The sequence below is a fragment of the Collinsella aerofaciens genome, from assembly GCF_019131995.1.
GTDB lineage: Bacteria > Actinomycetota > Coriobacteriia > Coriobacteriales > Coriobacteriaceae > Collinsella > Collinsella aerofaciens_S.
The window spans coordinates 18,116-30,950 of sequence record NZ_JAHONA010000025.1 but is presented as its reverse complement, the minus strand read 5'-3'; the positions used below and the strand labels follow the sequence as shown (position 1 = coordinate 30,950).

Annotated in this window: 11 protein-coding genes; 5 read left to right on the top strand and 6 right to left on the bottom strand. The window is 57.8% G+C overall.

The window, feature by feature from the left end; all coding sequences use genetic code 11:
- Positions 1-549: 549 nt before the first annotated feature.
- Positions 550-2,493, bottom strand: coding sequence for a DUF2207 domain-containing protein (locus KSY82_RS08090; RefSeq protein ID WP_217750792.1), 1,944 nt, complete (start codon positions 2,491-2,493; stop codon positions 550-552).
- Between the two features lie 516 nt (positions 2,494-3,009).
- Between KSY82_RS08090 and gluQRS the strand changes: the two genes are divergently transcribed.
- Entirely contained in the window at positions 3,010-4,017 is a 1,008-nt protein-coding gene (gene gluQRS, locus KSY82_RS08085) for a tRNA glutamyl-Q(34) synthetase GluQRS (RefSeq protein ID WP_303246703.1), read from the top strand.
- Positions 4,018-4,032: 15 nt separating this feature from the next.
- Here gluQRS and KSY82_RS08080 read toward each other — a convergent pair whose 3' ends face one another.
- From KSY82_RS08080 to KSY82_RS08070, 3 genes are all read right to left on the bottom strand, one after another.
- Complete coding sequence (locus tag KSY82_RS08080) at positions 4,033-4,758, bottom strand: metallophosphoesterase family protein (RefSeq protein ID WP_217750791.1); 726 nt, start codon at positions 4,756-4,758, stop codon at positions 4,033-4,035.
- Between the two features lie 85 nt (positions 4,759-4,843).
- A complete protein-coding gene (locus KSY82_RS08075; RefSeq protein ID WP_217750790.1) occupies positions 4,844-5,083 on the bottom strand; it encodes a hypothetical protein in 240 nt (79 codons plus the stop codon).
- 286 nt (positions 5,084-5,369) lie between these two features.
- Positions 5,370-6,653: an ATP-binding protein gene (locus tag KSY82_RS08070; protein ID WP_217750788.1), complete on the bottom strand. Its 1,284-nt coding sequence runs from the start codon at positions 6,651-6,653 to the stop codon at positions 5,370-5,372.
- Positions 6,654-7,194: 541 nt separating this feature from the next.
- On the opposite strand from KSY82_RS08070, the gene KSY82_RS08065 reads away from it, so the two are divergent.
- Positions 7,195-8,088 (top strand): DNA cytosine methyltransferase, encoded by an 894-nt coding sequence (locus KSY82_RS08065; RefSeq protein WP_195622286.1) that lies wholly within the window; start codon positions 7,195-7,197, stop codon positions 8,086-8,088.
- Here KSY82_RS08065 and KSY82_RS08060 read toward each other — a convergent pair.
- Together KSY82_RS08060 and KSY82_RS08055 are read right to left on the bottom strand one after the other, a co-directional pair.
- On the bottom strand, positions 8,085-9,032 hold the full coding sequence (locus tag KSY82_RS08060) for a hypothetical protein (RefSeq protein ID WP_217752379.1): 948 nt from the start codon (positions 9,030-9,032) through the stop codon (positions 8,085-8,087). The genes KSY82_RS08065 and KSY82_RS08060 overlap by 4 nt on opposite strands.
- 101 nt (positions 9,033-9,133) lie before the next feature.
- Positions 9,134-9,919, bottom strand: coding sequence for an HNH endonuclease (locus tag KSY82_RS08055; protein WP_217750785.1), 786 nt, complete (start codon positions 9,917-9,919; stop codon positions 9,134-9,136).
- Between the two features lie 260 nt (positions 9,920-10,179).
- Here KSY82_RS08055 and KSY82_RS08050 point away from each other — a divergent pair, with 260 nt between their 5' ends.
- Genes KSY82_RS08050 through KSY82_RS08040 form a run of 3 tightly spaced genes read left to right on the top strand, consistent with a single transcriptional unit; the run spans position 10,180 to position 12,802 of the window.
- Positions 10,180-10,722 carry a UBA domain-containing protein gene (locus KSY82_RS08050; RefSeq protein WP_217750784.1) on the top strand — a complete coding sequence of 181 codons (543 nt, stop codon included), beginning with the start codon at positions 10,180-10,182 and terminating at the stop codon, positions 10,720-10,722.
- Positions 10,723-10,740: 18 nt separating this feature from the next.
- Positions 10,741-11,523: a response regulator transcription factor gene (locus KSY82_RS08045; protein ID WP_217750782.1), complete on the top strand. Its 783-nt coding sequence runs from the start codon at positions 10,741-10,743 to the stop codon at positions 11,521-11,523.
- Positions 11,507-12,802: a sensor histidine kinase gene (locus KSY82_RS08040; RefSeq protein ID WP_217750780.1), complete on the top strand. Its 1,296-nt coding sequence runs from the start codon at positions 11,507-11,509 to the stop codon at positions 12,800-12,802. Before KSY82_RS08045 ends, KSY82_RS08040 begins: the two co-directional genes overlap by 17 nt.
- Positions 12,803-12,835: the final 33 nt, after the last annotated feature.

Genomic DNA, 12,835 nt, shown 5'->3' with positions numbered 1-12,835 from the left:
CGCGCTCGGGCGGCGCGCCAGGGAGATAGTGGACGAGATAGTCGAGAAGCACGGCTCAAGAAGGAGTAACATCGGGGCTTGCAGCGACGGACCTCAGGACACTCTTACACCACGTCTGCGCGCGCCACCTCGCTGGGGACAGTCTTGAGCAAAACGGCCGCCGAAGCCCTCGTTGGCATCGCCCTATAGGGGGCCTGCAAATAGCTGTGGTCAAAAAACATCAAATATGAGTACTGTTACCTTTTTAGCAGCAGCGCAATTCGGCTTTCTCGGGTCTCTTAGGCGTCTCGACGCGTCAGATGAACTAACGTATCTCCCCAAATGTACAATAAAATGGACTCCTAACGAGAAATAATATCGTTAGGAGTCCATTTTTTAGTACAAACAAATGTGATAATCTAGGCAACAGTACTCATATTTGGCATTTTTTGCCCACTGCCCCTTGTGCGAAGGTCCGCAGCGGAAAGCATGGCCCGTTTCGATGCACAAAAATGGGATGGATCTTCCCTGGCAACCGCCCAGAAAGATCCACCCCAAAGCAAGCGCTCGCTAGAACGTTCCGCCGCCGCCTCCGCCGACGCCGCCACCGCCGCCACCGGAAAAGCCGCCGCCGCTGCCGCCGCTCGAGCTATCGGAGCTCGAAGCCAGCTCGCGGATGGTCTCGTGATACACATCGTTGAACGAATCGAGCGGAGACTCGTTGCCGTAGTGATGGTAATACCACCAGTAGCAGGGGTAGTTGTCGTAGAAATCGTCGCTGTTGCGCAGGTCCGCAGGCACGGCCTCGGCCAGCTGTCGCAGCACTTCTTTCGAAACGCCCAGGGCAACGCCCATCACCAGCAGCTTGTTCCACAGCACCAAATCGCCCGGGACGGCTTCCTTTAGGCGTGTGAAATCCTCGAGCCAATGCTTGAGCGCCTTGCAGCGAGCCGCCACCTCGGCGCCCTCCGGCGTAAAGCGGCGGAACGTAAGGCCCACGCCGATACCCACCAGCACAATCGGCACCGAGATAACCGCGGCGGTAATGTTCGCCTGTGCGCCATCGGTAAAGAAGATGGATCCCACGGGAACAAAGGCAATCAGGATACCAAGAACCAGGCAAAACACCATTGCAACAATGCCGTCCGAGGCAACGTACTCGCTATCGGCCAGCTTGCCCTTAACGGTGTTCTGATAGTCCTCGAGCTTATCGCCCACGGGTGTAGCATGCTGCTTGACGTAGTGCTGCAGCTCGTCGAACGTGCGCGAGCGATCGCCGTTCTCGTCAGGCTTAGCACCGGCAAAGAAGACCTTGAGCACCATGTGGTCAATGCCCTTGGCCGACTTCCAGCCCGCATCACTCACCGTCACGCGATACGTCTGCTCTTCTTTTTCACGCCCCAACAGACCCTTCTTGGCCTTGGTCACGGTCGCCTGCTCCAGCTTGATCACACGGTCGTCAGTGAGCTTCATGAGCGTGGCGATATATGCCTGATCGGGCACCTCGTTCCAGCTCATGAGGGCCGAAAGCACGGCGGGATGGTCGGCCGAAGGCACATCGCGGAAATATTCGTCCTGGAAAAACGGCTTGGGCTTGCGCTTGCGCAGCTTGAGCATAACGATTGTGCCGGTAAAGGCCACCGCCGCAACAACACTTAGCACGGCAAGTGCATTGGCAATCATGCGAGCGTGAGCGCGGCGGGCGTTAGCTTCGTCGGCCCATTCCTTCTCTTCGCTCAGGATCGTTGACATGCGCTCTTCGCCCGAGGCGGCAAGCTGCGGCACCCAGTCGCTGGGGAAGGCGATGCGTGCCTCGGCGAATTCGCCCTGATGCACGCAGGGAATGGTATAGGTGACCATGGGCTCGTCCTCATCGAGCGACACGTCGCCCGTCAGCGGACCGTGGCCCCATGCGCGGAAGTTATCGCCTTTGACGGCCGCCGTCCCGGCAGTGGCATTTGCGAAGCGCACTTCCATCTCGACGTCATCGGAATCCGCAGACCAGCCGTCGCCCACGAACTTCCAGTAGAGCTCGGCGGTATCGGCCCAGTTCATAACCGCACCGGTCATGGTGTAGCCCACATAATAGATCGCGCTGTCGCCGCTCTCGTGGGGGCTGAACACCTTAATCCTTACGCCGTCACTGGTCTGCTCGACCGTGTAGACGCCAGAATCGCCCTTGTTCGCGCTATCGACTTTGTTAAACGCGGTGTCCTCTTCCTCGACACTCAGCACGTCGACGCCCGCCGTGCCGCCCTGCTGGTTGGTGCCCGTATTGATCTCCCAAAACACGCCGTTGATGTCGTCGTCGAAATCAAACTGGCGACCCTCGACAACGCTCAGCGAGCCATCGGCCTCGACCGTGGCACCGATATAGGTTTGGGTCATGGAGTAGCCGTCGGCGTGCGCGGCGGCAGGCAGCAGCAACAACGCAAGCGCAACGAGCGCGCAGACGGAAGCGAATCGCGCAAACAGGCGGCGCTGCCGGCTGACTTTGGCGGCGAGGGTGTTCATAGGCACATCCTTTGTCTGTAAAACCAACAGCGCCATTGTCCCACGTTTGCGGGTACGCATGACGAACATCTAGGCGACCGGAGCGCCAAACGGGATGAAAGTCACACCCGCACCCCAACAGCCAGTCATTGGGGACGTTCTTAAATGACCAGTCATTAGGGACACCCTTGGCATGGCCTGCGCCAGCAATAGATACCACTTCACAGCTCCGTCACAGGTGTAGCGGCTTTGTGTGGGCGCGGCATGCGCTGATTGAGCCGCCAGCTGAGGGGCATAAAGCAGTTGAGCGAAAACGGTTTGCCCCTTTGCCGTTCGCTCGAGGATCATGTCCCCCTTTTCCGCGGAAACCCCGGCAGTTGCGAAGAGCTGCCGGGGTTTCTGTCGTTTGAGGGGTTGGGCTGGCGGGCGGCGATCGAGCTGTCGAGCCAGTGGTCCGGCATGCGCAACGCGTGGCCTCGGCAACTTGCAGGCCACGGCAGCGTCTCCCCCACCGCGCCCCGCGCTATACTCGTCCGCATGGATATCAACGCACGCAACATAGCAACACACGCTGTGGCCACGTCGACGGCGCCCAACAGCAAGCTCGCGCCCGTCGTGGGGCGCTTTGCCCCGTCGCCATCGGGCCGCATGCACCTGGGCAACGTGTTCAGCTGCCTATGCGCGTGGCTTTCGGCCCGTAGCCAGGGCGGCAGCATTGTGTTGCGCATCGAGGACCTGGACGATCGCTGTAAGCGCCCGGAACTTGCCGCCCAGCTCATCGACGACCTAGCCTGGTTGGGGCTGGAGTGGGACGAAGGTCCCTACTACCAGCACGATCGCCTGGATCTGTACGAGGACGCCCTGCACCAGCTGCAGGACGCCGGCCTCACCTACCCCTGTTTTTGCACGCGCGCCGAGCTCCACACCGCAAGCGCGCCGCATGCCAGCGACGGCACGCCCATCTACCGTGGCGCCTGCAGAGGCCTTTCTGCCGAGGAGGTCGCCCGCCGCAGTGCCCTGCGCGCCCCGGCCACGCGCCTGCGCGTGCCCGCCGTCGACGACCTCGCAGACGATGTGGTCGAATTCGTGGACCGCACGTATGGTGCCCAATGCGAAGCGCTCGCCACCGAGTGCGGCGACTTTTTGGTGCGCCGCAGCGACGGCGTGTTTGCCTATCAGCTGGCCGTGGTGGTCGATGACGCCGCCATGGGTGTTACCGAGATCGTACGCGGATGCGACCTGCTTGGCTCCACGCCGCGCCAGATCTATCTGCAGCATCTGCTGGGACTTCCCACTCCGCACTACGCACATATTCCGCTGCTCATGTCACCGGACGGCCGCCGCCTTTCCAAGCGCGACCGCGATCTGGACCTGGGCGAGCTCCGCGCTCGCTTTGGCACATCCGAGGCACTGCTGGGCTGGCTCGCCGGGCAAACAGGCATCGCGCCGGACACCACGCCGCGCACCGCCGAGCAATTGGTCGAGCACTTTAGCTGGGATGTTATCCACGCGCACCGGAAAAACATCACCATAACGGCCGAGTAGCCAAACGTCTTGCCGCTACGCAACATCCCAGGGCTGGAGTTCATCACCCAAGCGAACGATACAGTCGTAGAGCACGGTGTGGCGCTCGGCCGGGTTGGCATCCCGATGAAAATGCCCGTAGTACCAGCGCTTGTAGTCCAAGCGATCTTCCAGCTCATCGAAAAACGCCGTAAGTCGATCAACGCCGGGGCAATCCCAGCCGGGCGCCGGATAGAGCGTGGGCGAAAGCATGTGCGTAGAGCAGGTGTGGGTGATTACGTAGTCGACCTTCCAGCCCACGCTGTCGAGCTTTGTCCGTGCCTCCTCAAAGTTGCGCTCGTCCGGCAGCTCCTGTGGCCACCAGTTGGAATACGGAATGCGGTATTCCTTGTCCACGCTCGTGGCACCGCCCATAGTAAAGATCGTTGAGTTGTCGAGCTCAAAAACCTCGCCACGCGTCAGGCGCCGTATGGGAGAGGTGTCCGACAGGCGCTGCGTCAGCCCACCGTGCCACAGCTCCATGGAACGCTCCGCCCAGTGATCGAAACGCTCGTGGTTGCCGTCGACGAACAGCACGGTATAGGGGCGCGACTCCAGCCAAGCGATATCGGCGCACTCCTCGGCAGAGAAATCCCACGGAAAGCCAAAGTCGCCCGCGACAATCAGATAGTCGTCGCCCGTCAGACTATCCCCAAGCTCCCAGTCGCGCAGCTTTTGCATGTCGACGCCGCCGTGAATATCGCCCGTCACATAGACCGTCATCGGATTACCACTTCCCTGCAAGTCGCTAGCCCACATTCTGCACGATCACTAAGCTAACCGTTCCAGCCCTCCCATCCTTTGGGGCCTACCCCTCGTTCTTCCATCCAAACGGGTCAAGCACCCAAAAAACCAGATCGAGCACGCCGCCGGTCATCATGGCGCCGGCAAGGGCCATGCAAATGTGTAGAAAGACGGCACTTCGGAGCACGTCGAATGGCCCCAGAACAGCCAGCAGCGCGACCGCTGCGCCGGCAAGGCACAACGCGAGGCACGGCCCCGCGTCCTTGACGCACTTCTTTGCAAGGTGCTTGGTGTTGTCACTCATCAATATCGAACTCCTTAGAGGGCCGTTGCTTTGATTCACGCCGCCGTGACAGACCAAGACGGCAAATTAAGTCTCCCACGCCACGCGGACACAGCTGAAAGCCCTCGCGCAAAAAACAGCGCGCCGCAGGATTCGTATCACCTGCGGCGCGCCGAAAATGATCCGCTTTCCTCCGTCCCCAACGGATCAGCTGAGTTGGTGCCGCTTGACGGAGAGGAAGGAGCCGGCGGTATCACGAGCTGCGGCAATGTCGCTAGGCATAGGAAACAGACGCGCTTCAAACGCCCTAAGCCCCAAGCCTACCCATTAAGAAATCGACTGCAGAAACGATTTTGATACCGTCGATGTCGGTCGGATGGCTCCCCTGACGAACGACAATGATCTTCTCGTAACCGCCGGTAATCTTCTCGAGCGATCTGAGCTCAAATGGACGCAGCTCGCGCTTACGCGTCGCCTCCTCGTCAATCGACTCTGTAACCTGAATAAACTTACGATCCGAGCCGTCGCCGATTGCAACGAAGTCGATTTCGGCATCTCGAAGATGACCCGTGAAGACTTGATATCCGTCATAGACAAGGCGATTGTAAACGGCATTTTCGAGAACACGCCCACTGTCGCTGCCGCGATACCCATCCAAGAAAGCTCGAAGCCCCAGATCCTCAATGTAGAACTTGCCACCGGTCTTCAAAATGTCCCGACCCTTAATATCAAATCGGCGCGCATGCGAAAAGATATAGGTCTCCTCAAGGGCGGACACACAAGTGTCCACGACGCCATGCGAGGATTTCAGCCCGTTCTCCGCCAGCGTGCCAACAATCTTGTTAATTGATGTCGGGTTTGAAATGTTATCGGCCAAGTAGGAAGTGACGCGGTCGAGCACACTCCTGCTCGTCACCGACCGTCTACCCCGACGCGCCTCGCGAGCCAAAATGTCGCGCCCGACGATTGTTTGGTACGTGCTCCAGATATAGTCCTTCATTTCCTGCTCCGGCAGTTTTGAAGCAGCGAGAAACGGCAGGCCTCCAAACACAAGATAACGGTCGAGAAGATCGTCGAGCGCAACAATGTCCTCCCGACCAAAAACAGCGAGCCTATTCGTGACGTCAGTCGGACCAAGAAAGTCGACATATTCCGAAAAAGTGAGCGGATGCATCCGAATCTCGACATACCTGCCCGAGATTAAGGTCGCAATCTCAGACGACAGGAGAAAAGCATTCGAACCCGTAACATATATATCGCAGTCCCGGTCGACACGAAGTGCGTTAATCGCCTTCTCCCATCCGGCAACCTCCTGGAGCTCGTCGAAGAAGAGATAGCACCTTTTACCCGCAGGCATTTGGCCGTCGACGTGGCGGTAGAGTTCTCGCCAATCACGCACGCCCTCCAGCTCAAACGACTCCATCTTAAAGGTCAAAAGACACTCGGATGGAACGCCGTTATCCTCCAAATGTTTGCGCATCATGTCCAGAAGCGTCGATTTGCCACAACGGCGCATACCCGTTACGACCTTGATGACATCCGCATCACGAAAGGCGATCAACTTTTCGAGATATCGATTTCTAGGAACCATCCGTCTATCCATCGCCCGCCCCAATCTGCAAGTTTTTCTCACAGCATGACAAAGATTTGCGAATTCTGCAAGTTTTTCTCACGCAACGATAAGAACTTGCAGACTCTCCTCGGAGCCATTTGCGGTCGGATTCCGGCGAGGCCATGCAAAGCAGCAGGCCACGTGGCAACGACCAATGCCAGCTCTTTACAGAGTCTCCGCCCCATTAGCATCCCCATGCCACCTCGCCCCTCTCGAACGAAACAAATCTAGGTAGATACACCCCGAGCCAACAAACGCAACCATACGTCCGATGCAAAGCCCGCAAGTTAATTACCTCCCACCTATCGTGCTGGCGCCTCGACCGCCATAGACGCCAAATGCCCCCGCCAGACACCTGCCTCAAAATACTGCAGCAAGAAATGACGACACGACGCAGTTCGATGTCCCCCATGTGTATCGTCTTGACAAATGGATTCTTTTATATGAGCTGGCCGCATTGAGACAAATCCAATAGAATGAACCTTTGCATTTTTGCCACGCACGTTCGAAGGGAGTCAAAGTGAAGGCAGCCTCTTTCTTCAGCGGAATCGGCGGTATTGACCTCGGCTTCGAGCGTGCCGGCGTTGAAATCGTCTTCCAAAGCGAAATCAATAACTTTTCGCGGGCAGTGCTACAAAAGCACTGGCCGGATGTCCAGCTAGCAGGAGATATCAATGAAGTCCAACCCGAAAGCATCCCCCAAGCAGAAGTCTATTTCGGAGGATTCCCCTGCCAAGACCTTTCGCTTGCCAACCAAGGAAAGCGCCTCGGTCTTGCCGGATCGCGAAGCGGACTCTTCTTTAAGTTCGCAGAACTCGTCGCTGCCGCAAAGCCTCGATGGATTTTTATCGAAAACGTTCCCGGACTCCTCAACTCAAACAACGGAGAAGATTTCAGAGCCCTGCTCACCAAATTGGATGAGCTCGGGTATTGCGTATCATGGCGAGTACTGGACGCAAAATACTTTGGAACACCCCAACGACGTCGCCGCGTCTATATTGTCGGAAGTCTTGGAAACTTCGGCTCCGCTGAGGTACTTTTTGGACAAGGAGCAGCTCGAATCTCTTCTAAATCGCGCAGAAGCACGGACCACTCCTATGCCCCAGGACTTGAAAAAGAGCATCGAGTCTCAGATTACTACTCTATCCAACACGCCGGGATTGGCAGAAAACCTTCAGCGGGCCCGCAAGCAAAAGGATATAGAAACGACGGAGAAACTTACACTTGCGATTCAAGAGGAAGCTCCGACGCTATTTGTCAGACGCATGCTTCCTTTAGAGTACGAGAGACTCCAGGGGTTTCCGGACGACTGGACTCTCGTAGATGGACAGCTCTAGGAAACGCTGTCTGTGTGCCCGTTATAGAATGGATTGCGCGCCGTATCGTCGAGGTCGATAAGGCTCAGAACAGCTAGAACGGAATGTCAATCCTTTCATTCTCAAGACTGTAGAATTGCCCCTGAAATGCCTCCAGGGTCGGTTGTCCTTGGTTGATTAGTGCTTGAACAAACGTCTGGTAGTTCGTATACAGCGTCCGGTCTTCATCGATTGTCAATGGAATGGGGCCGTCCTCAACAGGGCGGCTCTTGTCCTCTTTAAAGGCGAGAAGAGCCAACGTCCAGTTGTAATCCTTCAAATCGGGTAGATTCACCGACTCTAGCCGCTCCATAAGATAGTCATAGAGAAGTGTGCCCACACAAAACGCAATCCCAAGGCCTTTCCATGTCTTCATGGCGATATTGCCCTTGATTAGAAATTGCTCTTGTTGTCTTCTCCAAGCATTAGTGACCAAAGTATTTGCAGTGGTTTCGGCACGCAGCTGCTCATTCGTCCTCTCGTTTTCAGTCGTGTTTTTCCATTTGCGAACACGCTGAGTAATTTTGCCGGTATCAGATGTTTCTCCACCGCCTTGCATTTCAAGAACAAGTCGATTAGGACCAGATGTCGACGACTCCCCGCTGCGCGTGGTAATTATAAAATCAGCATGATATGCACTGCCCTTGCTTACTCGAAGGGACTCTTCTCGTTTGACGCAGACATCAGACGGATCAATGCCCCCATCAAATATATGCTGCGCAGCCATAGTAAGTATTTTCTTTTGATGCGAACAAAGCGGGACATCTTTTTTGGTGGAGCACAATCTCTCCGAACACGATATCCAGAGTACTCCGTCCTGATCCCTTACCGAACAGACCGGCTCGTTTTTTGCTTTAAGCTTCTTGCACGTATTACCGCCGGAGAAGGGACAGTGCGGAACCGACCCTTCCGGGCCCCATCCGGCATGTGGAATATCTATGGGGTGAATGGGCGTCAAAGCGTCTGTTCTTTGACCATAATACTCTGCAACTCTCGTACTCATTTCCCATCCAATCGTAATGCTAGGTAGCTGGATAAAGGACGCTTTTAGCCAAGCGGTACACAGTCACACCATTAATGGTATAGCTGCAATCCAATTCTAATTTACCCCTTGAATACCATATCGTTGTGATATTCAATAAACTCCGCCCTAGGACTTGATTGTTTGGGCAGTGTAATTCGCTCACCGTTATAACGCCATAGATACTCATCTTCGGGCGCCTCGTGCCTAACCATGCTAGACACTATAATCTTCAAATCCTTCGTTATGGTTATAAGCCCTTGGTCAAATGCCCTATCGTGAAGAGCATTCAAAAGCAATCCGTTGTCTGGCGCAAGCCTCTCAGTTTTGGGATCGGACGCCTTCCATGGCTTGATGTGGCTTGCTACCAGTAATTTCTGATTCGATAGACCTGTTAAACAGCAATGCGAGTTGTAATTAACGAGCAATGTATTACGAAAGAACTGCTGATTAACGCGGGCTGAGATAATCACATCACGATCTCGTCCTTCCGGCAAGCTAGCTCCAATTGCATCTTGCAGATCGTCGCTCATCACATCGCCCGAATCAAGTTGATCAAGCTGGCCAAAGAAAGCATCAGCCGCTTCCTCAATCAACTCGTCGCCACCCGATGAGTACTCCGCCCATACCATCTTGTCCATCTTGCTGGCATTAACCATTCCCACCTTGCCGCGCGCACGACGTCGTTCATCAAACGAAGCGAGGTTCCATATCTTCAAGGAAACCACTGCCGGCGTTCTACCGATGGCGCGGGCTAACGTCTGCACGTCCTCACCTTTGTCATCAATCAACCTTGCAGGCAGAGCAAGGTACAAAAACAACGCCGCCAGGGTTTCTTCCCTCGACCAGTTTTTTCTTCGCTCCGCCATATCGACCATCTCGCTTGCACGTCATTTGCTCAGTGAGACCAGGATAACCCAAAGTACCCGATTCAAAACTGTCCCGGACGATTCCCCGCGCCACCCAAAAACTCATCCAACATTAATCCTGGCTCAAGAATCGCTTAATCTATAACCTGCACTATAGAGTTCGACCAAGGGCGGGGCGGCGTCACGCAGGCCGCCGAACGCAACGCTCGCGCCCGGGCAGATCGCCCGGCGTCGCGCCCATCGAACGAAAGGAACAGGTCATGGACGACCTCGAAAAAGTTGAAACCATCCGCACCAAGTGCAACGTGAGCTACACCGATGCCAAGACCGCGCTCGACGCCGCCGACGGCAACGTCTTGGATGCCATCATTTGGCTCGAGTCGCAGGGCAAGACCCAGACCACGTCGGCGCACGCCGCCACCGAGTCCGCGCCAGTCGATGAGCCCTCAGCCGAGATGGTCGCCGCGCAGGCCGCCTACGAGAAGTCGAGCGAAAAGACCGACTTCTCCAAGAAGATGGACAGCGTGTGGGAGTACCTCAAAAAGCTCTTCCGCCTGAGCCTGGACACCAAGTTTATCGCCACGCGCCGCGACGCGATCATCCTCAACATTCCCATCCTGATCCCCATCATCGCCCTGTTTGCCTGGGGCGCCACGATATGGCTGATGCTGATTGGCCTGTTCTTTGGCATGCGCTACCGCATCGATAGCGACGGCGACGTGCCCGGCAGCATCAACAACCTTATGAATCACGCTGCCGATGCCGCGGACGACATCAAGCAAAATCTCAACGACGACAAGTAATCGCAGACGGGGGCACGCATGGCACGAATCCTGATCGTAGAGGACGAGGAGAAAATCGCCCGCTTTGTGACGCTCGAGCTGGAGCACGAGGGCTACCAGGTAGAGCACGCCGCCGACGGGCGCACCGCCGTGGACCTGGCACTGAAGCGCGACTACGATCTGATTCTGCTCGATGTGCTGTTGCCGCAGCTCAACGGCATGGAGGTGCTGCGGCGTGTCCGCAAGCACAAGGATGTGCCGGTGATTATGGTCACCGCGCGAGATGCCGTGATGGACAAGGTGGCCGGGCTCGATGCCGGTGCTGACGATTACCTAACCAAGCCGTTTGCCATTGAGGAACTGTTCGCACGGATCCGCGTTGCGCTGAAGCGCTCGGAGGCCGTGCGGACGGCTTCGGGCGTTGGCGGCGCCGGGGCCAGAGCGGGTATGGCGGGCGGCGCGGGTGTCGGCGCCGCTGCTGAGCCCCCAGCTGGCGGCTCAGCCCAAGCCGCCGTGCCCTCCCCCGCCGCGCTCACCGTGGGTTCGGTCGCGCTCGATCCCGACCGCCGCGAAGTCACGGTCGGCGGCTCGCCCATTGCGCTCACGGCCCGCGAGTTCGATGTCCTCGCCCTGCTTATGGCGCATGCCGAGACCGTGCTCACGCGCGAACGCATCGCGCACGAAGCGCTGGGCTACGAATACATGGGCGACACCAACAACGTCGACGTGCACATCGCGCATCTACGCGCCAAGATCGAGGACGCCGGCGGCGCCCGCATCATCCAGACCGTGCGCGGGGTGGGCTATGTCTGCCGTGCGTAACGCCGAGGCCAAGCGCGTCACCTCCATCGCCCGCGCCATCAACTGGGGCTATATGTGGCGCCGCCTGGTGAGCTACGTCTGGCTCGATCTGTTGCTGTTGGTTATTACGGTGGCGATCCTCGTCTATGGATACAACCAGACGCTGCCCAACGGCGCGTTTACCGCAGGATGGATCCCCAGCGCCACCGTTCGCGGCATGTCGCTGACGCCCGCGCGCGGCTGGGACCTGACAACGCTCACCTATACCGTCGAGCTTGCGCGTACCACCAAGACTTTCCCCCTCGCGCAGGACCTCGTCACGCTATGGCCTCTCTACCTTGTCATTGTGGGTTGGCAGGTCATCAGCGTGCTCAACATGCTCGGCGGCGCCCGCCGCGTGCGCCGCACCATGGCACCGCTCAACGACCTGGCCTTGCGCGTGGACGAGCTCGGCCGTATGCAGCTCTCCGGCGGCAAAATGGAAACACTGGAGCAGGCCATCGAGCGTGCAAGCGTCGACTCGCCGAGCGTCACCACCGGCGACGCCGACCTGGCAAGCATCGAGGTCGCACTCAACCGCCTGCTGCGCCAGATGCAAGAGGCCAAGCTGCAGCAGATGCGCTTTGTCAACGATGCGAGCCACGAGCTGCGCACGCCCATCGCGGTGATTCAGGGCTACGTAAACATGCTCGACCGCTGGGGCAAAGACGACCCGGACGTGCTGGCGGAGTCTATCGCGTCCCTCAAGGCCGAAAGCGAGCACATGCAAGAGCTCGTGGAACAGCTGCTGTTTTTGGCACGCGGCGATGCCGGGCGCACGGTCCTGCGGCGCGCGCATACCAACTTGGCTGCACTGGTCAGCGAGGTATGCGAAGAATCGCAGATGATCGATACCGAGCACACGTATCGGCTGGCTTCTGACGCTGCGCTTGCCAGCGACCCGCGCTGCGACGCGCCCGTCGACGTGGCGCTCGTGAAGCAGGCTCTGCGCGTGATCGTGCAAAACGCCGCCAAGTACTCGGATGCGGGAACGACCGTCACATTTGGCATAACGCCGGATGCGGGCGCGGGCACGATCGACATAAGTGTTGAGGACGAGGGCATCGGCATGAACGAGGAATCCGCAGCTCACGCGTTTGAACGGTTCTACCGCGCCGACAACGCACGCGATGCCGGCGCGCAGGGCTCGGGTCTGGGGCTTGCCATTGCCAAGTGGATCGTCGATAGCCATGGCGGCGTCATCGGCGTGACCTCGGTCGAGGGCGTCGGCAGCCGCTTTACGATTCGCCTGCCGCGGTAGGAAGCCCCTCGGCATAAATAAAGGGATAGGGCC